Genomic DNA, 22489 nt, shown 5'->3' on the forward strand with positions numbered 1-22489 from the left:
GCCTCTCAGGCCATCTTCTTCCCGGCTGTCAAACCATTTACCTTTTCGACGATGGCGCGGACGTCGATGCCGTGGTGGCGGTAAAGATCCCCTATAGTGCCGGTCTGGCCAAAATGCTCCACCCCAAGCGGGATTGTCTGGTGCCCGGCGACAGAGCCAAGCCATGACAATGTGGCCGGATGCCCGTCGATCAGAGTGATGATCCGGCAATGGGGCGGCAGCCGCCTCATCAGGGCCTCGATATGCGATTGCGCGGCTGCATTGCCGCGGGCGCGAGCGCGTTGCGCCGCTGTCCAGCCTGCATTCAGCCGGTCCGCCGAGGTCACCGCCAGTACGCCAATGTCGCGGCGACCTTCGCCGACCATTCCGGCGGCCTTGATCGCCTCTGGGCCAACTGCGCCCTGATAGGCGATTACCACGTCGCAATTCGGCCCCGGCTTGCGCAGCCAGTAGGCGCCATCGATGGCACCCTGACGGAATTCTTCGTCGACGCGTTTGCCGGGCTGTTCAACAGGGTTGGTGGTGAGGCGTAGATAGACCGACCCGCCGGTCTCATCCCGCAGCCAGGTGCGTTCATCCGGATCGCCCTCGCCATCGCGCTGCACGTAGTCAAAGGCCCACTCCATGATCACTGCCAGCTCATCGGCAAAGGCAGGTTCAAAGGAGGCCAGCCCGTCCTGGCTCATCCCGATGAGAGGGGTTCCGACGGATTGGTGCGCACCGCCTTCGGGCGCCAGTGTCACCCCGGAGGGGGTGCCGACGAGGATGAAACGCGCGTCCTGATAACAAGCATAGTTCAGCGCATCGAGGCCGCGGGCGACAAAGGGATCATAGACCGTGCCGATGGGGATAAGCCGCTTGCCAAAGAGCGAATGCGACAGGCCCGCCGCGCCCAAGAGCAGCATCAGATTCATCTCGGCAATGCCCAGTTCGATATGTTGGCCCTGCGGTGTGAACTCCCATTTCGCGGTCGAGGGAATGCGGTTTTCGATAAAGGCATCGGCCTGTTCGGTGCGAGCAAAGAGCTTGCGCCGGTTCACCCATGGGCCAAGGTTGGTGGTGCCGGTCACATCAGGTGAGGTGGTGACGATGCGGTCGGCCAGTGCGCTATCGCCCTTCGAGAGATCATCAAGGATCTTGCCAAAGGCCATCTGGGTCGACACCTCGCGCGAGGTGTCGACGGCAATCGCGGGCACCGCCAGTTTGTCATCCTGATAGCGCCGGGTACCCTTGGCAAAGAAGGGCACCTCAGACAGGAAGGCGCGCAGAGCATCCGGGTCTTTGACCGCTGCCAGAGGCTCCCATTCTTCGCCTTCAGCCACGCCCATGTGCTTTTGCCATTCGGCGAACTGGGACTTGTTCATCAGCCCGCCGTGATTGTCCTTGTGTCCCGCAATGGGCGTGCCCCAGCCCTTGATCGTATAGGCGAGGAAACAGGTGGGCCGATCGTGGTCGATGGCGTCAAAGGTCTGAGCCATGGTCTCCACGCAGTTGCCGCCCAGGTTCTCCATCAGCGCGGCCAGTTCGGCGTCGCTGCGCCGCTCGATCAGGGCCGTCACATCGCCCTGATCGCCGAGATCATCCATCAGCCGCTTGCGCCAGACTGCACCGCCCATGAAGGTCAGCGCGGAATATTCCTGATTGGGGCAGGCATCGATCCAGTCGCGCAAATGATCGCCACCGGGTTCCTCGAACGCGGCCCGCTGCAAGACGCCATGTTTGACCCGCACCACATCCCAGCCGAAGGCGTCGAAAATCTTCTCGATCCGCCCGAACAACCCTTCGCGTACGATTCCGTCCAGTGACTGGCGGTTGTAATCGATGATCCACCAGGTGTTGCGCAGATCGTTTTTCCAACCTTCCTGCAGGGCTTCGTAGATATTGCCCTCGTCCAGTTCTGCATCGCCGACCAACGCCACTATGCGGCCCATCGGGGCATCGCGCCCCCAATCCTTGGCCTTGATGTAATCCTGGATAATCGCAGCAAATGAGGTGATCGCCACGCCAAGGCCCACCGAACCGGTGGAGAAATCCACATCGTCGATATCCTTGGTCCGGCTGGGATAGCTCTGCACGCCACCAAAGCCGCGGAAATTCTCCATCTTCTCGCGGGTCTGGTTGCCCATCAGGTATTGCATCGCGTGAAAGACCGGCGAGGCATGGGGTTTCACGGCCACCCTGTCCTCGGGCCGCAGGGCCGAAAAATAGAGCGCGGTCATGATCGATACCATCGAGGCGGAGGAGGCCTGATGCCCGCCGATCTTGATCCCGTCCACCTTGGGGCGCACGTGATTGGCGTGATGGATCATCCAGTGCGACAGCCACAGCAGCCGCTGTTCGACGGTCTTCAGGTGGGTGAGATCGGCGGGCATGGCGCTCTCCTTATTCGGCAGCGTGTTTGGCGGGCGTGGGCAGGGCCTGATCCAGATCCTGCAGGATGTCGGCCACGTCTTCCAGCCCCACCGACAGGCGGATCAGGCCATCGCTGATGTCATGCTCAAGCCGTTCCTCGGCGGTATAGGTCGAATGGGTCATCGAGGCCGGGTGCTGGATCAGCGTTTCCGCATCGCCAAGCGACACGGCGCGCTGGATCATCTCGAGCGCGTTCATGAACTGGATCCCGCCAGCCATACCGCCGTCGATTTCAAAGGCGATCATTGCACCCGGCTGCGCCATCTGGCGTTCGGCCAGTTCGTGCTGGGGGAAGCTTTGAAGCCCCGGAAAATGGACGCTGCTGACGGCCGGATGCGCCTCCAGATACTCCGCCACCACCCGGGCAGAGGCGCAGTGACGATCCATGCGCAGGGCCAGAGTCTTGAGCCCGCGCAGGATCAGCATGGCATTGAAAGGCGCCATTACTGCCCCCGTCATGTCCTTCATCCCCACCAACCGGATTTCGGTGATCTGCTCGGCAGTGCCTGCGATCAGCCCGGCCACCACATCACCATGGCCGCCAAGGTATTTTGTGGCGGAATGCACCACGATATCGGCGCCAAGCTCAATCGGGCGGGTCAGATAGGGGGTGGCATAGGTGTTGTCGACCACGACCTGCGCACCTGCCGCGTGGGCGATGTCTGATGCAGCCGCGATATCAACAAGACGCATGTTCGGATTGGCCGGGGTTTCGAAATAGACGACGCGGGTCTTGTCACTGATCGCCGCACGCAGGTTTTCCACGTCGGTCATGTCCACATGGGTAATGGTGACACCCCATTTCGCCAGCCCGTGCCGCATGAAGGCAAAGGTGCAGCCATACAGCGTCTTGTCGACGATCACCTCGTCGCCCGGCGACAGAAGGGTCCACAGAACCGCAGTGATCGCGCCCATGCCGCTGGCCATGGCAAGGCCTGCCTCGGCCCCTTCGAGCGTGGCGATGCGCTGCTCAAGCAAATCGCAGGTCGGGTTCGAGATGCGGGAATAGATATGGCCTTCGCGCTCTCCGGCGAAGGTATCTCCGCCCGCTTCGGCGGTTTCAAAGGAGAAGGTCGAGGTCAGATGCAGGGGCGGGGTCAGCGCGCCGTCATTGTCGAGCGGGTTATAGGCGTGGTGGATGGCACGGGTGGCAAATCCTGTGGCGCGGCTCATTGGGATATCTCCTGAAACTTGATGGCGCCACTTTGTGCTGACCTGTACGGCATTTGATTGCCAATTCTGCCTTGGTTGAGGTAATTATTGGCAGTATCTGCCAATATGAGGGCTTCATGGACAGTAAGGACCGACAAATCATCCGTGCGTTGCAGCGGGACGGTCGCATGACCAACCAGGATCTTGCCGATGCGGTGAATCTGTCACCCTCTCCTTGTCTGCGGCGGATCCGGAACCTTGAAGCCAAGGGGATCGTGCAGGGCTACAGCGCCGATGTGGACGCGGCGGCATATGGTCTGTCGATCATGGTGTTCGTGCGCGTCCGGCTGGAGCGGCACAACGAGGCGGATGTAAAGAACTTCGAAAGCCGTATCCGGATGATCGATGAGGTGCTGGAATGTCACGTGATGACCGGCGCAATGGATTACCAGCTGAGGGTGCTTGTGCCCGATCTCGAAGCCTATGAGGATTTCATCCGGAACCGCATTCATCCCATCGGCGGCATCGCCTCGATCGACACCAGTTTTGTCTACGGCACGGTGAAAAAGACGGCGGTGTTTCCTTCGGTTGCGTGAGCGCGGTGCATGTCGCCAAAGTGCGGTCGGCGCAGATACGTCGCCCTAATTGTGCACATAATGTGTGTTATGTAATATTTCGGCGTGGCGAGCAGTGCTCTAGCCGATGCGTGAAACTTGTCCGTGTGCCCTAGTGCAGAAGCTATGGCAGGCTTATCCCGAAGCGCCACCGATATCGCTGGGCGCGATGGCGACCGATTTCACCACGGCAAAACATTCGGCGCCTTCAGTGAGCTCCAGCGCCCGCGCCGAGCGCTGGGTGATGCGGGCCAGGATGCGCCCGGCTGGCGTTTTGAGAGACACCATTGCCCCGGGGCCGTCACCGGCGCGGATCTGCTGGACCGTGCCCGGCAGGATATTGAGCGCAGAAAGCCCCTCGGGACGCTGTCGTGACAGGATCACCTCATGCGCAGCAACCCGGACCCGGATCATCTGACCCGGTGCCTGGGCGATCTTTGGCAGGAACAATGGAATACCGCCTGCGTCGAGTTCGGTCAGCCCGTCCGGGTGATGCGCTTTGACCCGGGTTTCCAACAGCGCGCCAACGGAACGAACACCGGTCGGCATGACATTGGGATCGCTCAGGATCTGCGCGGCGGGTCCCTGCTGAACCGTTTTACCGTCTTGCAGGATAACAACCGTGGTGGCCAGCTGCGCCACTTCGGCTGCGGCGTGGCTGACGTAGAGCACTGGAATATCGGTTTCATCGCGCAGCCGTTCGAAATACGGCAGGATTTCCGCCTTGCGCGCCTCATCCAACGCCGTCAGCGGTTCATCGGCCAGGATCATCTCCGGCGAGGACAGCAGGGCACGGCCAATTGCAACCCTTTGTTTCTCACCACCCGACAGCCCTCCGGGTCGTCGTTGCAGCAGGTGGCCGATCCCCAGCATCTCGACGATCCGGTCGATATCCGCCCTGGGCGTATCCTTTGGGGCGAACCAGCGACCGAACAGAAGGTTTTGCCGGACGGTCAGATGCGGGAACAGGCGCCCCTCTTGAAAGACATAGCCAATGCGGCGCCGGTTTGGCGGCAGCCATAGACCCGATTTGGTGTCAAACAGGACCCGTCCATTCAGCGCCACGCGTCCTGCATCCGGTTTCAAAAGCCCAGCCACCGCATTGACAACAGTGGTCTTCCCGGACCCCGATCGGCCGAACAGGACGGTGATCCCCTGCGGCGCCTCAAAGGCGACATCGAGGGTGAAACCGGGCCTGCTATGGCTGAGCTGCACCGAGAGCATCACGCGTCCCTTATGCGTTTGGCCGCCCTGCGGGCAAGGGCTTCGGACAGGAGCAAGGCGGTCATGGCAAGGGCAACCGAGATCAGCACCAATCGGGTTGCGGCCGCCTCACCGCCGGGGATCTGCAAAAAGGCGTAGATCGCTGATGGCAGGGTCCGGGTCTGGCCCGGTATGTTCGACACAAAGGTTATCGTGGCGCCAAATTCTCCCATCGCCTTGGCAAAGGCCAGGATCGCGCCTGCAATCAGCCCGGGAAACACTAGCGGCAGGGTGACACTAACAAACACCCAAACCCGGGACGCGCCCAGGGTGGATGCGGCTTGCTCCAGCTTTGGGTCGACGGCTTCGACGGACAGCCGGATCGCGCGCACCATCAGCGGAAACCCCATGATGCCGGCTGCCAGCGCCGCGCCGGTCCAGCGGAAGGCCAGCACGATCCCCATCTGCTGCAGCAGCCCCCCGACCGGCCCCTGGGTGCCAAAGGTTAAAAGCAGCAGGTAACCTGTCACCACAGGCGGCAGGATCAGCGGCAGGTGGACCAGACCGTTCAGCAACTGCTTGCCCGGAAACTCCCACCTTGCCAAGGCATAGGCGATCAGCATGGCCGGAGGCAGCGCCGCCAGGGTTGCCCAGAATGATACCCGTAAAGACAGGGCAACCGCGTTCCATTCCTCGGGGCCGAGCCAGTCCATCATGCGGGCTATTCCGGCAAAACGGTGAACCCCTCGGCCGTCAGGATGGCACCTGCGGCGGGGCTTTGGAGATAATCGAGAAAGTCGCGTGCTGCAGGATTGTCACCGGGCGCAATTGCTGCAGCGGGGTAGATGATCGGTGGGTGGCTGTCGCCCGGGAAGGTGGCGATAATGCTGACGTCTGCATTGGCCTTTGCATCCGTGGTGTAGACAATCCCGAAGGGGGCCTCTCCAGTGGCGACCAAGGCCAGCGCGGCGCGGACGTTGTCGGTCTGGGCTACATTGGGGGCAATGCCGTCCCACAGACCGAGCGATGAGAGCGCGGCCTTGCCGTAGATCCCGGCCGGCACGGCTTCGGTCAGGGCCATGGCAAGCCGGTTTTCCCCTAGCAGTCCGGCAAGGTCAAAATCGGGCGAAAGTGTCACCGGTTGCTGCTGCCCATGTGCAATCAGCACAAGGCTGTTGCCCATCAGGTCAAACCGGCTGCCTGCAACAATCCTGCCGCGCTGCTCAAGATGGTCCATCCAGGCGGGGTTGGCGGAGATGAAGACATCCGCGGGGGCGCCGTATTCGATCTGGCGCGCCAGAACGGAGGACCCGGCCAGTGAAACCGCAACGGTATGCCCGGTTTCGGCTTCAAACCCTTCGCGGACACGTTTGATTGCATTGGTCAGGCTGGAGGCGGCGAACACAGTGACCTCGCCTGCAAAGGTCAGACCGGGCGCTGCGATGGCAAACGCAAATCCCAGCACGGCAGCCAGACATAGGCGGCGGGTGCGGGACAGTATCATTGGCGGGCCTCGTGGAACGTCTGCGTATCTCACTTGGCGTAGCGCCGGGCCGGAAACGGAGCAAGGGATAATTTCCCTCGCCCGTGGTTGGCGCTTTCCACTGCGTGGGTGCTCACAATGCAAAAAGCCGGTCGCAACGCTGCGACCGGCTTTTTTCGGAATGGGATCCGGCTGCGGTTCGGGACCGCCTGCGGTAACTCAGAACAGAGTCAGATCGCCTGCGCCAGCCGGGGTGGCGGGTGCGGGTGTGGGTTGACGTGCTGCCGCCACTTCCTGTTCGCCAAGACGCCGGTCGTTGGCAACCCGGGTCTGCTGGGCGCTGCCGGATGTCGGGTGGAACCGAACCCGGCGGGCCGATGTGCCGCCCACGCTGGAGGAGATGCAGGGAATACCCTCGTCTTTCAGGAACTGCTGGACGAACTGCGCGTTTGAGGCACCGATATCGGACAGATTCACCGACATTTTTGCGCCGCCAAACACCTTGGCCTTCAGATTGCGGCGCTCGGCACCCTTCTTCATGATTCCGTTGATCAGAAGCTCCATGGCGTGAATGCCATAGCGGGCGCTGACACCGCCACCATTGGCATTCGCCAACAGGAAGTGATTCATGCCGCCAACGCCATTCTCCGCGTCATAGATGCAGGCTGCAATGCAGGAGCCAAGCACAGTCGAGAAGACGACCGACGGGTCCTTGGACACGCGGTAATCCCCTTGCAGGATGGTCACGGAGGTGGTGTTGGCGAATACTGACGTCACAGCGGTCTCCTTGTTTAGCCCGGGGAAAACCCGGCTCAGGTCTTGCAGGCCTGAAGTAGCGCTCCGGCCATGCGGGCAAGAGACACTTGTTTCTGTGCGGCTCCAGTTTCCCAGGCAACCCTTGGCATTCCATAAACAACAGACGATTTTTCGTCTTGTGCAAATGTGGCTGCCCCGGCTTTGCGCAACTCCAGAAGCCCTTTGGCTCCGTCCTGGCCCATACCGGTCAGGATTGTTGCGACCACGTCCTTTCCATATGGCATGGCAGAAGTGAACAAAGCGTCAACGGACGGAGTGTGGCCCGAAATTGGCGGTCCTTCTTTCATGCGAAGGCGCAGAGGTTTACGGGGCGATAGCCCCATGTGGCGGGTTTGTCCTGCGGCAACGTAGACATGTCCCGATTCAATCTGCATGCCGTCCTCGGCCGCAACCACCTTGGCGGCGCAGATCCGGTCCAGCAGCGACACAAGCCCAGGGCCGAAGTTCTTACCGGTGTGCTGAACAATCAGCGTCGGTGGGCAATTCTGGGTGAAGCCGACCAATACGCTACGCAGCGCTTCGACACCGCCGGTGGAGGAACCGATCAGGATGAATTTCTTGAAATCGCGTTTGGGCGGCGGCGGAGCTGAGGCAGAAGTCCGCGCTGGGGCACCGCGCCGCGGCGCCTTGACCATCATGTCGTAATATTGGGCAAACTGGCGCGGGCTGTCCGCCTTTGTCAGTTCGAAAATACCCGCGCCTACGTTCAGCAACGGAGAAGACTGGCGTGCAGGTGTCGCACCCGGGCTATCCATGACCGAGACCCAGCGGGTGTCCACGGCCGAGAACAGTGCCAGCATCATTTCGAATTCTGGCAATCGGGTGAAACCATCCTCCACAAACGCAAAGGTTGGCTGCGCCGCTTCGGCCTGGTTGTAGGCCATCATGAGGTTGTTAGCCAAAAGCACTTTCATACCGGGATATGCGGCTTCCATGTGGCTTTGCAAAGAGCGGGCAAATGTCCGGTCAGTTGTTATTATTAATAGGTTCTGAGAGGTCAATTCTATACCCAGTCACGTTAGTTCGGTGAACAACCGAAAGTTACATAATTGGTGAGGCGCACCCTGTGCGCCCCGGATCGATGGCAGGTTAAAAGTCCTGCCACTTGTCGATGGCGGCGTTTCCGTCCGTTGCGGCGACAGGGGTCGGAGTGATCTCGTCCAGATCCCAATCATCTTCGCCATGAGCCGTCGGTGCGATGGGTGCCGAAGGCTGCGGCATTGCGGTGATATTGCTGCCGCCCGTGATCTTGAAGTGTGCGACCAGTTCGGCTAGCTTGGTGGCGTCGCTGTTCAGCATGTGCCCCGCAGCGGTGGCCTCTTCCACCATGGCGGCGTTTTGCTGGGTCACCTGATCCAGCTGCACCACGCCAGTGTTGATTTCACCCAGACCGGTCGATTGCTCGGCCGCGCCCTCGGCGATATCGGTCACCAGTTTCGAGATGTGGTTAACCCGTTGCACAATATTCTGCAGCGCCTCCCCGGCCTTACCGACAAGATCCACGCCACGTTCCACCTGTTTCGAGCTGTCGCCGATCAGGGTCTTGATCTCCATCGCCGCATCCGAGGACCGCTGCGCCAGGGCGCGCACTTCGGAGGCAACCACGGCGAAACCACGACCTGCTTCACCGGCACGGGCAGCTTCGACGCCGGCGTTCAGCGCGAGCAGGTTGGTCTGGAAGGCGATATCGTCGATAACACTGATGATCTGGGCGATATGTGTCGAGGATTGCTCGATCTCGGTCATCGCCGAGACCGCGCTTTGCACCACGACGCCGCTGTTTTCGGCTTCCTGCTTGGCCTCATCCATGATGTTTTCGACGCTACGTGCGCCTTCGGCAGCGGATTTTACGCTCGCGGTCAGTTCATCCAACGCAGCAGCGGTTTCTTCGAGCGTTGCGGCCTGGCTTTCGGTGCGGTGCGATAGATCGTCCGAGGACTGGCTGATCTCAGCCGCGCCGTTGCGAATGCTGGAAGCGGATTCCACCACTTTCGACACCGTATCGCTGAGGTTTTCGACGGTTTTATTGAAATCGGACCGCAGTTGTTCATGCTCGCCGGTGAAGGGTTCGGTGATTTTTTCAGAGAAATCCCCTTGGGCCAGCCGTAGCAGACCGGAACTTAGGGTCTCTACCACCCGTTGCTGTTCCTGCTGCTGCTGGGCGCGCTCTTCCTGCGCGGTGCGTGCGTGCCGCAGGTCATCCTGCATGGAGACCAGCGTCTTGCCAATCTGCCCGATTTCATCGACACGCTTGGCTTCGCTGACCTCAGTTTCCAGATTGCCGGAAGCCACCGATTCCATATTGCTGCTGATGCGGTCCAGCGGCCGTGTAATCGTCCGGGCGTAAAGCCAACCCAGCAGAGACATCCCTGCCGTACAGGCCAGTGACACCAGAAGCAGGAAGTTGCGTGCACTGTTCACGTGCGCCATGAGTTCAGCGCGGTCCTGTTCGATAACGATTGCCATTTCCTTGCCTGCCAGAGCAATTGGTTCGGAAAAGGCGCTGACTTCCCGTCCGTTCAGACCGGTCGTCGAGGGATAGAACTTGCTTTCACCATTGAGAGCAGAGGTAATGTGTTCCTGCTCTGCAATCGGATCCAGCAGCATATGGCCACCCTCGAATCGTGACGACGACCGTGCCAGCAGGTCAGAGGCTACCAGATAGGCATCGGCTGTCTCCCCGATGCCCCGGGCCTCGTTCATGATGGCGCTGATCATGCTCACCGGCATCTGCAGAACCAGGATTCCGACGGTTTGGCCGGTATTGGCGACGATCTGTGTGGCGACAAAGGCGGCCGGTTTGCCCTGGCTTGGCTCATAAGGCGCGAAATCGGAAAACAACACTTCTCCCGGCTGCGCATCCGCAGTTCTGCGGAATAGCTGCGCAAGCCCCGAATCCTTGTACGGACCATCATAAAGATTGGTCGCGTAATCGTCTTCTTTGTAGACCGAATAAAGTACGTTGCCGGACAGGTTCACAAGAAAGGCGTCGTAGTACCCTTTACTGGTCAGCAGGGTACGGAAGGCCGGGTGAAACTTGGCGTGGTGAATGTTGTACGGAATTGTCTGCTTGCCGCGATCTAGCAGATGGCGTTCCCCCAGAGGATTGGGGTTGTTGGTGATATAGGCGTCACGCACGGTCTGGGCAGCCTCATCGCCAAGATTGGTCCATGCGCCGGACAAGCGTTGCAGCGCGGTCCCGGTGGAGGGCACGGCGGCGAGTGTCAGAAGATCAGCCGTAATACCCCGCATCAGGGATTCGACCGCTGCCTTGCGGCTGGCAACCAGAGATTCGAAATGCTCTTGGGCCTGGGTCCTTGCGCTGTTCTGCGACGTGATCGTGCTGATCGAAACCACGATCGCAGCCATGACTGCACCGAATGCGACGACGAATAGCGGGAGCTTGTGTGCGATTTTCACTGTTCCAAAGGCCTTCTTGCTTACGCTTTGCAAACCAGGGCCCGGATCGGCCCTGTCCAATGGAATGAATGCCCGGCGGGGGTTAATTTGCGGCTTAAATTTCCGGCATTCGTTCGAATTTTAAAAAGCCTTCCGGCCGCAGCGTCGGGAAATGCTGCCGCTGTCGCGCGTATAGGGATTCTAACTGTGTGGCCGCGATGGCTCTCCTCACCGCAACGAAGAATCGGGCATGTAAAATTGTCCGCAAAACGGCGTTCCCCGGAGGGCTTGAGGGCTGGCAAAAGGGTGTTGCGGTGCCTTTGCGGCAATCAATTATTAAACCCCCGAGCCTAAGAATGACCCTATCGAACTCTAACATGTGACCGAACAACGGGGGTGCGAATCGCGGAAGATGACCACGGAAACGCAAAAACACCTATTAGACCTTCCGAATGCATTTTCGGACCTTGATCCGCTGATTGCATTCCTGCGCGGAGCGCGCACCTCTGCGGTAGAAATCGACTGCTCCAAGGTTATGGCGATGCCCTCGCGATGCCTTCAGATTCTGCTGAGTGCGGAGCAGCAGTGGCGTTCCGAAGAATTGGGATTTGCGGTCACAAACATCAGTGAATCGTGCCGAAAGTCTCTGTCGCTTTTGGGTTTAGAGTCCAACCGCTTTGAAGACGAGGAAACAGCATGAAAACCAAAGTCCTTGCAATTGATGATTCCCGCACGATTCGGAATCTGCTTGCTGCCACGCTGGAAGAAGCCGGCTTTGAATATCACTGCGCGGTCGATGGCCGTGAAGGCGTTGATATGTATCCCGCCGTCGCGCCGGATGTGGTGATTACCGATATCAACATGCCCAATCTGGACGGCTTCGGTGTCATCGAAGAACTCCGGGGCGACGGTATCAATTCGAAGGTGCCGATTCTTGTTCTGACCACCGAGAGTGCCGCGGAAATGAAAACCCGTGCGCGCAATGCAGGTGCAACCGGCTGGATTACTAAGCCCTTCGATGACACGTCTTTGATTTTTGCGCTCAAGCGCGTCACCGGAGCTGCGGCGTAAGATGTCAGGGTCGATTCAGGATACCTTCTTTGAGGAGTGCGAAGAGCTCCTTGAAGCGACGGATGAGGGTCTGACCGCCATCGAAGGTGGCGATCGTGATCCAGAGGTGGTCAACGCCGTTTTCCGCGCTGTTCACTCGATCAAGGGTGGCGCCGGGGCGTTTGGCTTGGATGAACTGGTGGCCTTTGCCCACAGGTTCGAAACCGTTTTCGACGAGGTGCGAACCAATCGTCTGGAGCTGGGCGAAAAGCTTGTTCAGCTTCTGCTGCGTGCCAGTGACCATCTGTGTGATCTGGTGGCGACGGCGCGGGATGGCGGCGAAACCGACGAAGCGCATCACAACGTGCTGATCGCGGCGCTGGACGAATATATTCCCGAAGAGGAAGAAGATCTGACGTTCGAGCCGATGGGCCTGGGCGGGGCAGGCTTTGCGCCTGCAGCGATCGATCTTCCCGTGGTGCCTCAGGAAGAAACCTACCGGATCCGTTTCCATCCCATGAAGGAGATGTACGGCACCGGCAACGAGCCCATCTTCCTGTTCCAGGCACTCAAGGAACTGGGTGAGCTTGAGGTCAAGCTGGACGACACTGAATTGCCCGGTTTTGACGCCATCGACGTCGCCGAAAGCTATATCGCCTGGGATCTGGTTCTGATCACCTCGGAGCCGCGCGACAAGGTGGAAGCCGTTTTCGAATTCGTCGAAGGTCTGTGCGAGCTGTCGATCGAAGGCGATGGTGACGCCGAAGCGGATGCGCAGGCCCTTGCCGCGCTGGACGCTGCATTCGGTGTTGCTCCGTCCATTGAGGACGGGGAGACGACGCCTGCCCCTTTTGAACAGCCGGCCCCTGCTCTGACACCGGAGGCGGACTCTGCGCCTGCGGGTGACAAGGCACCATCTCCAAAGGCCGAGGCCGCGAAATCGGAGCAGCGGGGTCCCAAGCCGACTCTGCGTGTGGAGCTTGAGCGGGTGGACCGGCTTATCAACGCGGTCGGCGAGCTGATCATCAACCATTCGATGCTGGCGCAGCAGATTGCCAATCTTGATGTTGCGGACGTGCGTGATGTGGAGACCGAGCTGGAAGGGTTTAAGAACCTGGCGCGGGATATCCAGGAAGGCGTTATGTCGATCCGTGCACAGCCGGTCAAACCGCTGTTCCAGCGTATGGCCCGGATTGTGCGCGAAGCCTCCAGCGCCACCGGAAAATCCTGCAAGCTTGTCACCGAGGGAGAAAACACCGAAGTCGACAAGACAGTCATCGAACGCCTGTCAGACCCATTGACGCATATTCTGCGCAACGCGGTGGACCACGGGATCGAGAAACCGGATGACCGTGAGGGTGGCGGCAAGGACAGGGTCGGTGAAATCCGTCTGTCGGCGTCGCACCGGTCCGGTAGTGTCTGCATCGAAATCAAGGACGATGGTGCCGGCGTAAACCGCCCCCGTGTGAAACAAATCGCGATCGACAAGGGCCTGATCCCCGAAAACGCCGATCTGACCGACAGTGAGATTGACAACCTCCTGTTCCTGCCCGGTTTTTCCACCGCCAAGGAGGTTTCGAACCTGTCCGGCCGCGGTGTCGGGATGGATGTGGTCAAGAACGCCGTGACGGGCCTTGGTGGCCGGATCAACATCACCTCGACCCCGGGCAAAGGCTCGACCTTTACCATCATTCTGCCACTGACGCTGGCAGTGATGGACGGCATGGTGGTCTCGGTTGCGGATCAGACGATGGTGGTTCCGATCACCTCAATCGTCGAGACGATGCGCGGCAGCGACGACATGATCAACAACCTTGGCGCCGATGGCACATTGCTTTCGATCCGTGGAAACTTCGTCCCGATCTGCGACGTTGCTGGCGCCCTTGGGCTGAGCAAGCAGGATGACCAACCGCCCGGAGTCTATCTCCTGGTTGAAACGGAAACGGGACAGCGCAGCGCCCTGGCGGTGGACGATATCCACGACCAGCGGCAGGTGGTCATCAAGAGCCTGGATGGAGTCTGTGGGGAGATTGCCGGGGTGGCTGCTGCCACCATTCTCGGAGATGGCAAGATTGCCATGATCCTGGATCCGGAAAGCATTATTGCGGCCTCGCCATCAGCAGCCGCCTTTGACACAGATCGGAGAATGAACAATGCAGTCGCAAGTTGAAGCCAAGCCTGGCGATCAGGAAGTAAAGCACGCCCAGTTCAGTGAGTTCGTGAGCTTCACTGTGGCGGGGCAGGCTTTCTGTCTCAAAATCACCCAGATCCGTGAGATCCGTCGTTGGTCGCCGGTGACAATCCTGCCGCACGCGCCCTCGGACGTGCTGGGTGTCATGAACCTGCGCGGTGCGGTGATCCCGATCTATGATCTGTCGGCGCGGTTCGGTCTTGAGCAGACCGAGGCCAGTGAGCGTAACGTGGTGATCGTCGTGGCGGTCGGTGGCAAGCCGGTTGGCCTGCTGGCGGAATCCGTTTCGGAAATCATCTCGATCAACCCCGATGATATTCAGGACACGCCGCCGGTCGATAGCCGATTCACCATGGAATATATCCAAGGCATCATCTCGCATGATGACACCATGGTCCGGATCATCAACTTGGATGCGGTTATCTCCGTTCCGGAACAGGTGCTGATGTGAACGCAAGAAGTCCCATAGAGTCCAAGGCAGATGGTTTCACCCTGACAGATCAGGATTTCGAAGCCATCGCCCAGTTCGCCTACAAGCATTTTGGGTTGGCGATGTCGAGCAGCAAGAAACCTCTGGTTTCGGCCCGCCTGGCTCGTCGTCTGCGAAAGCAGAACGTCTTGAACTTCAAGGATTATCTTGCACGCCTGAATGGGCCGAATTCCGACAAGGAGCGCAGCAACCTGCTGTCTCTGCTGACCACCAATGTGACGCAGTTCTTCCGGGAACCGCATCATTTTGAAACGATGCGCAAAGACGTTCTTCCGGACCTCATCAAGAAGGCACGAGAAGGCGGACGGGTGCGCATCTGGTCGGCAGGATGTTCCAACGGACAGGAGCCCTACACGCTGGCGATGATCATCCAGGACATGTGTCCGGAAGTGAACCGTCTGGATTTCAAGATCCTGGGCACTGATATCGATCCGGTTGTCGTGCAAACGGCAACGGCTGCCAAATATCCGGCGGACGAGATTGCGCAGATCCCTGCGGAATACCGCAAATACCTGCCAAAACTTGATGCCGATGGCCGTCTACCTGAAAGCATCCGGTCGATGGTGACACTTGGTGTGCTGAATCTCATTGAACCCTTTCCGTTTAAGGGAAAATTCGATGCGATTTTCTGTCGGAATGTGGCCATCTACTTTGATACAGCAACGCAGCAAAAGGTCTGGCAGGCGTTTCAGCGATCACTGGTTCCCGGAGGCTACCTGTTTATCGGACATTCCGAACGAATGTCCGGACCGGCTGCCCAACATATGAAAACGGCAGGAATAACCACCTACATTCACACACCATCGGGTGGGGATGCCCGATAGTCTGAGCAGTATGAAGAAACACGAGGAAAACAAATGAGCTTGAAAGACTCTCTTCGCGTCATGGTCGTGGACGACATGTCAACGAGCCGCGGGATTCTGACGCAATGCTTGGATGAGCTTGGCGTCAAGAACTACATGGTGGAAAACAACGGACAATCCGCGTTCCAGAAGATCACGAAGACTCCGGTGCACCTGGTCTTGTCCGACTACAACATGCCCGGCATGGATGGTCTTGGCCTGCTGCAAGCGGTCCGTGGCCATCAGGTGACCCAGCGTGTCGGGTTTATCCTGGTGACGGGCAAACCGACTCCTGAGATCATCGAGGTCGGCAAGAAACTCGGCCTGAACAACATCATCCGCAAACCCTTCACGGTTGCAACGATGAAGCAGGCGATCGAACAAGTGGTTGGGCGGCTCTGATATGGACCATCCTGACAAAGCCCTGAAAGATCTCTGCACCATTTCATCTTGGGAAATGCACCAGCTGAAAGTCAAAATTCAAGAGCTGGAGGATGTTGCTCTCACGGTCATGGAACGTGGTACCCGCCCTACCAGTGCGGAACTGCGTGCATTGCAGGATTTCGATCTGGTAATCCAGACACTCGCCGGGCTGTCGGGATTCTATGAGCGCGTCCAGGACCAGGTGGAAAAATCCGGACCGGCCGATCTGCCTGCTGCCGCCAAAGGGGTCACCCTGGAACGTCTGCGGGAAAGACTACTCTCTCCCGGCGGTTTGCAAAACGCCTGAACAACAAAGACGCCGCCTGCCCCAGGCGGCGTTTCCCGTTTGAGCCGCGCGATAATATCATCCATCAGGACGAAGATCGCGCAGGCTCCGGATTGATCGTTTGCTTCACCGTCTGCAACGGCTACACTCAAGATGTGTAATCAGTTTTGCCCGGTGCGATCATGAGCTTTGTGTTTCGAGTACTTTTGACATTGGCCACCATAATGCTGCCTGTGGCGAGCGTGGCCGCGACTGATCGTGCGGCGCTGGTCTTGGGGATGGCTGATTACCAGTATCTGCCAAAGCTGGACAACACCCGCAACGATGCCCTGCGGATGGCGGAAACCCTGGAAGGGATCGGGTTTGACGTGACCCTTGGCATCGACGTCGGTGCCGAAGACATGACCCGCATGCTCGAAGGCTTTGCCTTTCGTGCCGAGGTTGCGGATCTGGCCCTGATCTATTTTGCCGGTCACGGGGTCGAGGTGCAGGGTGAGAATTTCCTGATCCCGGTTGATGTTCAAGTGCAAAGCAACAGGGATGTAGAGCGCCAGTCCGCCTCGCTGAAGCGGCTGTTGGCGGCTGTTGAGAAGGCGCGAAAGATGCGCATCGTGATCCTGGACAGCTGCCGCGATAACCCCCTTGGCGATGCATTGGCGGGAGACACTTCGGAAACAACGAATGCATCGACGGCACCCGAACGTGCAGGGCTGGCCCCGGCAAACCCGGATCGCGGAACGCTGGTGGCTTTTGCGGCCAAGGATGGACAGGTCGCGCTGGATGGCCGGGGAGAGAACAGCCCCTATGCGCTGGCGCTGATGGAAAAGATGGTTCAGCCCGGTCTGGAGATCAGCCTGATGTTTCGGCAGGTCCGCGATCTTGTGCTTCAGAAAACCGGAAACCTGCAGGAACCACATACCTATGGTTCGCTTACCGGGGTGCCGTTCTATCTGGCTGGCGGAAATGAGAGCGCGGGTAGCACTGATGCCTGGGCGGCGCTGAAACCGGATCAGGAGGAACAGCTTCTCGCCCTTGCCGAGCTTGGAGACACCCGGTCGATGCTGGGGCTGGCCTATATCCGGCTCAACCCAAACCAGGACCGGTTTGATCCGGCCGCCGCGATTGAATTTTTGCAGCGGGCTGCGGATGCGGGTTCTCCCGAAGCGCAGTTTGAACTGGCAAAGCTGTACGAGCGGGGCACGGGTGTTGAACCGGATCCGGCCAAGGCTTTGGCGCTTTACCGGGCGGCGGCGGATCAGAATTTTGCCGATGCGATCAATGATCTTGGGTTCCTGCATTACCAGGGCGGGCTGGGTCTGCCGGCCAATCCGCAAAAGGCCCTGACCTTCTTTGAGCGGGCCGCGGATCTGCGTCATCCGCAGGCCCAGTTCAATTTTGCAGCCCTGATCGATGACGGTCTGATCCCCAACAAGGACCCCGAAGACGCGGCGCAGTATCTTTACGCGGCTTTGCGGTCCGGCAGTTCGGATGTTCTGAAACTGCTCAGCGAGCGGCCGACGATGTTCACCGATCAAACGCGCAAGGCTTTGCAGGCCAAGCTGAAAGATAATGATTTTTACCAAGGCTCGATCGATGGGGATTTCGGTCCCGGCACGCAGCGCGGCATCCGGCGGGCCTATGGGTTGGACGGGTAATCAACGGAAGCGGGAGGACGTCATGCGGGTACTGCGATATCTGGTTATCCTGACGCTTGTTCTGGTCGGCCCGGTTGCGGCGCAGGAAACCGGGGGCACAGGCGAAGGCACCTATGGTGGCAGTGAGGGTAGCTACGGTGGTGAGGGTACAACCAGTCCGGGCCTGTCGGTGGCAAACCGTGTGGCGACGCCGCAGCAAGTGGTTATGCGGCTGAATGCCATTCCCGAGTTCTGCAGCAGCAGCGGGGCCTATCTTGTCGATTGCATGGCAGAACGCATGGAACAGCTGGCTGAGGGCATGTCCGGTCTGTCCGGGTATCAGGACGCGCGCAAAACGATAGGTGAGACGGCTGCCAATCTGCGCAAGATCGCGCGTGATAACCGCGATCCGCAGGCCCCGCGCGCAGTGGTGCAACACTCGGATACCAATACGAAATCCTCCCGCCCGCTGGTGGCGTTGGCATCCACCCGCAAGCGGCAGGCGGCTGCCGCAGCCGTTTCTGCGCTTGAGGAGGCGGAGACGATCCTGCTCAGATCCGCCGCCCAATCGACCGCCCGAGCTGTGCAATACCAGCAAATCGCTGCGGCGCTTGGCTCCAACAAGGTCCTGCTACGCTCACTGTGATGCCGTCGGGGCTGATTACAGTCGCCCCTCTGCGATCCAGGTGTCCAGCTGGCGGCGGCTGATTTCGAAATGCATGCTGTCTTCGCGGCCAAAACCAGCCCCCCAGACCCAGCCTTCATCAAAGAAGAAATCGGCCATGATCGTCAGCCCCAGCTGCGTTTTGCCATCGGTGAAATTATCCAACTTGCCGTCGATATTGAGATCCACCGCCAGCCCGTAGCTGTGCGTCGACAGGGAATTCACCGTGCCGCGGATCCGCCGCACGCAAAGGGCGCCGGCGGTGTTGATCCGGGAATAGAGGTCGGGGTCGACGCTGCGGATGTTTTCGAACACGATCCGCAGGCTCTCGATCGCGGGCTGCAGCATGCTGACACGGATCGGACCAACCTGCTCGGTTACGAGTTTTTCCTTCAGCTCCGGGTTGGTCATGGGCTGGCAGCTGTCGCTCAGATCCTCACGCGGGCGCCCCAGTTTTTCGGACAGATACCTGCCCCCGGCCACGTTCAGGCCCCGATTTACATTCAACCGGTCTGCGATCAGTACCACCTGCGCATAATCAAGGTCTGTGCCTTCGGTCTGCTCCCAGATCTGACGTTCGCCGTCAGCGTCCGGGAGAAAAGGGGCGTTGGAGCCTGCTCCTCCCGCGGGCAGGCGCGCAATCTCTGTCTGAAGGTCACTCATCCGGAGTTGCAGATCCTCGATCTGCTGACGGAGCATTTCCAGTTCGATCCGCGCCGTGGAATCGACGGCCCCGCCTGCATAGTCTTCATCAGACATGAGCCAGCTCAGGCCGAACCAGACAACGGGCGCCAGGACGATGCCTGTCGCGATGATAACTGCCGAAACGACGCGCATAGAACCCTCAACATACTACGCCCCTATTGAATGCCCTGAGCCAGCCTTCGTAAAGCCCTCAATTCCATCCGTCGCGGATAGGGCAGAGTTTAGGGGTTTTTACAGCGCTGTTTGCGGCGGCCCATTGGCAGATCAACAAGTGTGGTATAGGCTTTTATTCAGTATATGTTTTCAACGTAAGGGACAGGTTATGGTCCGGTTTCGCATTATTTCTGCCTGTATTCTGAGTTTGGGTGTGTTGCAGGCGCCTGACGCTATGGCCCAGTCTGCCGATGACGGCCCCTCGGTCGAAGAAATCACCCAAGCCTTCAAGAAGCAAAAAACCCGCGGTCTGGTCATCGTGCCGAACGCGGCGACGTCCTCTGCGGCGCAGAGCGACGACACTGCGGAAACGGCCACCGTTGCCGCTGCTGCGGAAGAATATAACCCGGTTGAGCGGCAATCGCAGATCAACGTCCAGATTTCCTTTGATTTCGACAGTGCGGCCCTGCGCGCGGATCAGGAGCCGAAGCTGGCCAATATGTGCGAGTCGATGAAGCTGATGCAGGGCACCGTGTTCCAGATCATTGGTCACACCGACAGTTCAGGCTCGGCCGAATACAATGAACGCCTGTCTCTTCTGCGGGCGCAGGAAGTTCGGCGCCATCTGATCGGCTCCTGCGGCATTCCCGAGGACATGCTGAAAGCGATCGGCATGGGGGAAACCGCACCCTTTGATGAAAACGATCCGCGGGCCGATGAAAACCGCCGTGTCGAGTTCCAGGCTCTGGGCTGAGGGATGAACGTCGCTTCGGGCGGGTACAAGGCGGGACATGACAGATGATCGAATCCCGCCCCGGTGATATTTTTCAACCCGGTGATCTGCTGAACAACACCTACCGGATCGAGATGCTGCTGGGTCGCGGTGGCACTTCGGACGTTTACAAGGCGCGCTCGGAAATCTCCGGCAATCTGGTGGCGATCAAGGTTCTCAAACAGGAACTCTCTGCCAACGAGGACTTTCAGGTCCTGATGGCCCGCGAGGAAAACATCCGCGAAATCCGCCATGACGCGGTGGTGCGCTATTCGGAAAATCACCGCACCCCGGATGGGCATATCTACCTGCTGATGGATTACGTCGACGGGCCGGGGCTGGACCGTAAGCTGAAACAGGGACCGATGTCTGCCGATGATCTGATGATCATCTGCAAACGCGTGGCGCAGGGTCTGCAAGCCGCCCATGCGCGCAAGATCGTGCATCGGGATCTGAGCCCGGACAATATCATCCTGCGCGGCGGTGACCCGGCCGAGGCCGTGATCATCGATTTCGGCATCGCCAAGGATACGAACCCAGGTGCACAGACGATTGTCGGTAATGAATTCGCCGGCAAATATTCTTATGCCGCGCCCGAGCAGATGAGCGGGCAAACCGACGCCCGGTCGGATATCTACTCGCTTGGCGCCTTGCTGCTGGCGAATTTTCGCGGCGCGCCGCCGTCACTGGGCGCAAACCCCATGGAAGTGGTGGAAAACAAGCAGAAGCCACTGGATACCTCGGGTGTGCCCGAACCCTTGAAGGGGCTGATCGACCGCATGTGCGCGCCGGATCCTGCGGACCGGTTTCAAAACGCAGCAGAGGTTCTGGCCTATATCGATGACCCGGACCCCCGCCCTGCTGATACGCCGCCCAAGGCCGACGCTCCCCCCCCGGCGGAAGAAGCCACGATCATTGTTCCCAAGACGGCCGCGCCAACAGCAAAACCTGCGCCCTCGACGCCTCCGGTAGACGAAAAACCGGCAAAAGGGCGCGGTGGCCTCGTGGCGGTTATCCTCCTTATAAGTGTGCTGGGTCTGGGCGTTGGCGGCTATTTTGCCGGGCTGTTTGGCAATCTCACTGGACCATCCCTGCCGGTTGCCGAACCTTTCACGCTGATTATTGAAAAATCCGCAGGCGCCCCGGCCCGGGCAACCGGGAACATGCCGTCTGAGGCGAGCCTCACCGCGCTGCAGGACATGGTTGAAACCACGGATGTCACGCTGGCGTCGGGGGCAATCGCCGACAGCTGGGGCGACGATGTACTGGCAACCATTGCGCCGCTGGATCAACTCGGTGAATGGCGCCTTGCCGTCAGCAACAATCAGGGCAGACTGAGCGGCGTGACGCAGGATGCCGAACTGGCGGCGTCGTTGAACGCGCGGTTTGCAGATGGGCTGCCGGGAGCACTGGACGGCGCGGTCGATATCGTTTTCAAACTGCCTGTTCTGGCGCGGGAAGAGGTCCTGTCGGTGATCGCTGATCATCAGGACTGCGGCCCGTTGCAACTGTCCGGCACAGATGGAACCGGCGGCTTTGCGCCCGAGGATTCCATCGTGATCACCGGGCGGCTGGCGGAAACATCAACCCGGGTTGCTCTGTTCGATGCGCTGCGCGCCATCGCGGGTGATCGCAAGGTGGTTCTGGATGCCGAAGTACTGAACCCCGCCCTTTGCGTTGTAGAGCAGCGCCTGCCCAAGGCGCCTGCGGGCGGGGCAAAAGTCAGCTATACCCTTGGTGGGGAAGGCACGCCGAACCCATCGGGGCGGTTCTTCGTCGGGGAAAATCCGGTCATCGACGTGATCCTGCCGGAAGACATGACCGACGGCTTTCTGACCGTTTCAATCTTGGATGTCTCTGGCAACGTCTTTCATCTGTTGCCCAATATCGGACGTCCCGAGAATGCGATTGCGGACCTCAGAGATGGTGAGATCGGGCCGTTTTCCGTGCGCGTCGCCTTTGATTTGCAGAATGCAGCAGAAACCGGCGGGCTGGCGTTCAAGGTGGATGATAGCACCCTGGGCAAAAGCCGTATCCTGGTCCTGCATTCCTCGGAACCGCTGTTCGCGGGCATGCGTCCCACATCGGAAAGCGCGGTTGGTTTTGCCGAAGCGCTGCAGCAAAGCGCGGCAGAGGATGCGAGCCGGATCCTGTCGCTGGACAGCCGTATATTGGTGACAGCCCGTCCCTGATTGCGGCC

21 protein-coding genes are annotated in these 22489 nt (G+C 59.6%); 12 read left to right on the plus strand and 9 right to left on the minus strand.

Features of this window, described 5'->3' with window-relative positions:
• Positions 1-5 precede the first annotated feature (5 nt).
• Both SM764_RS20215 and SM764_RS20220 read right to left on the minus strand, forming a co-directional pair.
• On the minus strand, positions 6-2372 hold the full coding sequence (locus SM764_RS20215) for a thiamine pyrophosphate-binding protein (RefSeq protein WP_369002603.1): 2367 nt from the start codon (positions 2370-2372) through the stop codon (positions 6-8).
• 10 nt (positions 2373-2382) lie between these two features.
• Entirely contained in the window at positions 2383-3585 is a 1203-nt protein-coding gene (locus SM764_RS20220; RefSeq protein ID WP_369002604.1) for a methionine gamma-lyase, read from the minus strand.
• A gap of 116 nt (positions 3586-3701) precedes the next feature.
• Here SM764_RS20220 and SM764_RS20225 point away from each other — a divergent pair, with 116 nt between their 5' ends.
• Positions 3702-4160, plus strand: a complete 459-nt coding sequence (locus SM764_RS20225; RefSeq protein ID WP_274830762.1) for an Lrp/AsnC family transcriptional regulator — start codon at positions 3702-3704, stop codon at positions 4158-4160.
• A gap of 153 nt (positions 4161-4313) precedes the next feature.
• On the opposite strand, the gene modC is transcribed toward SM764_RS20225, so the two are convergent.
• From modC to SM764_RS20255, 6 genes are all read right to left on the minus strand, one after another.
• Positions 4314-5402, minus strand: a complete 1089-nt coding sequence (gene modC, locus SM764_RS20230) for a molybdenum ABC transporter ATP-binding protein (protein ID WP_274830763.1) — start codon at positions 5400-5402, stop codon at positions 4314-4316.
• On the minus strand, positions 5402-6094 hold the full coding sequence (gene modB, locus SM764_RS20235; RefSeq protein ID WP_274834948.1) for a molybdate ABC transporter permease subunit: 693 nt from the start codon (positions 6092-6094) through the stop codon (positions 5402-5404). Before modB ends, modC begins: the two co-directional genes overlap by 1 nt.
• Positions 6095-6102: 8 nt before the next feature.
• Positions 6103-6885 (minus strand): molybdate ABC transporter substrate-binding protein, encoded by a 783-nt coding sequence (modA, locus tag SM764_RS20240; protein ID WP_369002605.1) that lies wholly within the window; start codon positions 6883-6885, stop codon positions 6103-6105.
• Positions 6886-7083: 198 nt separating this feature from the next.
• A complete protein-coding gene (locus SM764_RS20245) occupies positions 7084-7641 on the minus strand; it encodes a chemotaxis protein CheD (protein WP_274830765.1) in 558 nt (185 codons plus the stop codon).
• Positions 7642-7676: 35 nt separating this feature from the next.
• Positions 7677-8615, minus strand: coding sequence for a CheB methylesterase domain-containing protein (locus tag SM764_RS20250; protein ID WP_274830766.1), 939 nt, complete (start codon positions 8613-8615; stop codon positions 7677-7679).
• Positions 8616-8769: 154 nt separating this feature from the next.
• Entirely contained in the window at positions 8770-11049 is a 2280-nt protein-coding gene (locus SM764_RS20255) for a methyl-accepting chemotaxis protein (protein WP_274839909.1), read from the minus strand.
• A 442-nt stretch (positions 11050-11491) separates the two neighbouring features.
• On the opposite strand from SM764_RS20255, the gene SM764_RS20260 reads away from it, so the two are divergent.
• From SM764_RS20260 to SM764_RS20300, 9 genes are all read left to right on the plus strand, one after another.
• A complete protein-coding gene (locus tag SM764_RS20260) occupies positions 11492-11779 on the plus strand; it encodes an STAS domain-containing protein (RefSeq protein WP_274830699.1) in 288 nt (95 codons plus the stop codon).
• Entirely contained in the window at positions 11776-12150 is a 375-nt protein-coding gene (locus SM764_RS20265) for a response regulator (RefSeq protein ID WP_369002607.1), read from the plus strand. Before SM764_RS20260 ends, SM764_RS20265 begins: the two co-directional genes overlap by 4 nt.
• Before the next feature lies 1 nt (position 12151).
• Positions 12152-14299: a chemotaxis protein CheA gene (locus SM764_RS20270; RefSeq protein ID WP_274830701.1), complete on the plus strand. Its 2148-nt coding sequence runs from the start codon at positions 12152-12154 to the stop codon at positions 14297-14299.
• A complete protein-coding gene (locus tag SM764_RS20275; RefSeq protein ID WP_274830702.1) occupies positions 14283-14771 on the plus strand; it encodes a chemotaxis protein CheW in 489 nt (162 codons plus the stop codon). The genes SM764_RS20270 and SM764_RS20275 overlap by 17 nt, the downstream gene beginning before the upstream one ends.
• The gene (locus SM764_RS20280; protein ID WP_274830703.1) at positions 14768-15634 is read left to right on the plus strand and encodes a CheR family methyltransferase; all 867 of its coding nucleotides are present in this window, start codon (positions 14768-14770) and stop codon (positions 15632-15634) included. The genes SM764_RS20275 and SM764_RS20280 overlap by 4 nt, the downstream gene beginning before the upstream one ends.
• A gap of 33 nt (positions 15635-15667) precedes the next feature.
• On the plus strand, positions 15668-16054 hold the full coding sequence (locus tag SM764_RS20285) for a response regulator (RefSeq protein ID WP_274830704.1): 387 nt from the start codon (positions 15668-15670) through the stop codon (positions 16052-16054).
• 1 nt (position 16055) lies between these two features.
• Positions 16056-16382: a DUF8776 family protein gene (locus tag SM764_RS20290; RefSeq protein ID WP_274830705.1), complete on the plus strand. Its 327-nt coding sequence runs from the start codon at positions 16056-16058 to the stop codon at positions 16380-16382.
• Between the two features lie 161 nt (positions 16383-16543).
• Positions 16544-18016, plus strand: coding sequence for a caspase family protein (locus tag SM764_RS20295; RefSeq protein ID WP_369002608.1), 1473 nt, complete (start codon positions 16544-16546; stop codon positions 18014-18016).
• A gap of 22 nt (positions 18017-18038) precedes the next feature.
• Positions 18039-18641 (plus strand): hypothetical protein, encoded by a 603-nt coding sequence (locus SM764_RS20300; protein WP_369002609.1) that lies wholly within the window; start codon positions 18039-18041, stop codon positions 18639-18641.
• Positions 18642-18656: 15 nt separating this feature from the next.
• Here SM764_RS20300 and SM764_RS20305 read toward each other — a convergent pair whose 3' ends face one another.
• On the minus strand, positions 18657-19496 hold the full coding sequence (locus SM764_RS20305; protein ID WP_369002610.1) for a M15 family metallopeptidase: 840 nt from the start codon (positions 19494-19496) through the stop codon (positions 18657-18659).
• 256 nt (positions 19497-19752) lie between these two features.
• On the opposite strand from SM764_RS20305, the gene SM764_RS20310 reads away from it, so the two are divergent.
• Together SM764_RS20310 and SM764_RS20315 are read left to right on the plus strand one after the other, a co-directional pair.
• Positions 19753-20271, plus strand: coding sequence for an OmpA family protein (locus SM764_RS20310; protein WP_274830709.1), 519 nt, complete (start codon positions 19753-19755; stop codon positions 20269-20271).
• A 44-nt stretch (positions 20272-20315) separates the two neighbouring features.
• On the plus strand, positions 20316-22481 hold the full coding sequence (locus SM764_RS20315; RefSeq protein WP_369002611.1) for a serine/threonine-protein kinase: 2166 nt from the start codon (positions 20316-20318) through the stop codon (positions 22479-22481).
• Positions 22482-22489 lie beyond the last annotated feature (8 nt).

Origin of the sequence: Pseudophaeobacter sp. 1A16562 (genome assembly GCF_041008785.1) — a bacterium.
GTDB lineage: Bacteria > Pseudomonadota > Alphaproteobacteria > Rhodobacterales > Rhodobacteraceae > Phycobacter > Phycobacter gallaeciensis_A.

Excerpts from the sequence above, each read along its gene's own strand:
- SM764_RS20215 (WP_369002603.1), bottom strand. The coding sequence starts at position 2,372 with ATGCCCGCCGATCTCACCCACCTGAAGACCGTCGAACAGCGGCTGCTG.
- SM764_RS20220 (WP_369002604.1), bottom strand. The coding sequence starts at position 3,585 with ATGAGCCGCGCCACAGGATTTGCCACCCGTGCCATCCACCACGCCTAT.
- SM764_RS20225 (WP_274830762.1), top strand. The coding sequence starts at position 3,702 with ATGGACAGTAAGGACCGACAAATCATCCGTGCGTTGCAGCGGGACGGT.
- modC (WP_274830763.1), bottom strand. The coding sequence starts at position 5,402 with ATGCTCTCGGTGCAGCTCAGCCATAGCAGGCCCGGTTTCACCCTCGAT.
- modB (WP_274834948.1), bottom strand. The coding sequence starts at position 6,094 with ATGGACTGGCTCGGCCCCGAGGAATGGAACGCGGTTGCCCTGTCTTTA.
- modA (WP_369002605.1), bottom strand. The coding sequence starts at position 6,885 with ATGATACTGTCCCGCACCCGCCGCCTATGTCTGGCTGCCGTGCTGGGA.
- SM764_RS20250 (WP_274830766.1), bottom strand. The coding sequence starts at position 8,615 with ATGGAAGCCGCATATCCCGGTATGAAAGTGCTTTTGGCTAACAACCTC.
- SM764_RS20255 (WP_274839909.1), bottom strand. The coding sequence starts at position 11,049 with ATGGCTGCGATCGTGGTTTCGATCAGCACGATCACGTCGCAGAACAGC.
- SM764_RS20260 (WP_274830699.1), top strand. The coding sequence starts at position 11,492 with ATGACCACGGAAACGCAAAAACACCTATTAGACCTTCCGAATGCATTT.
- SM764_RS20265 (WP_369002607.1), top strand. The coding sequence starts at position 11,776 with ATGAAAACCAAAGTCCTTGCAATTGATGATTCCCGCACGATTCGGAAT.
- SM764_RS20270 (WP_274830701.1), top strand. The coding sequence starts at position 12,152 with ATGTCAGGGTCGATTCAGGATACCTTCTTTGAGGAGTGCGAAGAGCTC.
- SM764_RS20275 (WP_274830702.1), top strand. The coding sequence starts at position 14,283 with ATGCAGTCGCAAGTTGAAGCCAAGCCTGGCGATCAGGAAGTAAAGCAC.
- SM764_RS20285 (WP_274830704.1), top strand. The coding sequence starts at position 15,668 with ATGAGCTTGAAAGACTCTCTTCGCGTCATGGTCGTGGACGACATGTCA.
- SM764_RS20290 (WP_274830705.1), top strand. The coding sequence starts at position 16,056 with ATGGACCATCCTGACAAAGCCCTGAAAGATCTCTGCACCATTTCATCT.
- SM764_RS20295 (WP_369002608.1), top strand. The coding sequence starts at position 16,544 with ATGAGCTTTGTGTTTCGAGTACTTTTGACATTGGCCACCATAATGCTG.
- SM764_RS20300 (WP_369002609.1), top strand. The coding sequence starts at position 18,039 with ATGCGGGTACTGCGATATCTGGTTATCCTGACGCTTGTTCTGGTCGGC.
- SM764_RS20305 (WP_369002610.1), bottom strand. The coding sequence starts at position 19,496 with ATGCGCGTCGTTTCGGCAGTTATCATCGCGACAGGCATCGTCCTGGCG.
- SM764_RS20310 (WP_274830709.1), top strand. The coding sequence starts at position 19,753 with ATGGCCCAGTCTGCCGATGACGGCCCCTCGGTCGAAGAAATCACCCAA.
- SM764_RS20315 (WP_369002611.1), top strand. The coding sequence starts at position 20,316 with ATGATCGAATCCCGCCCCGGTGATATTTTTCAACCCGGTGATCTGCTG.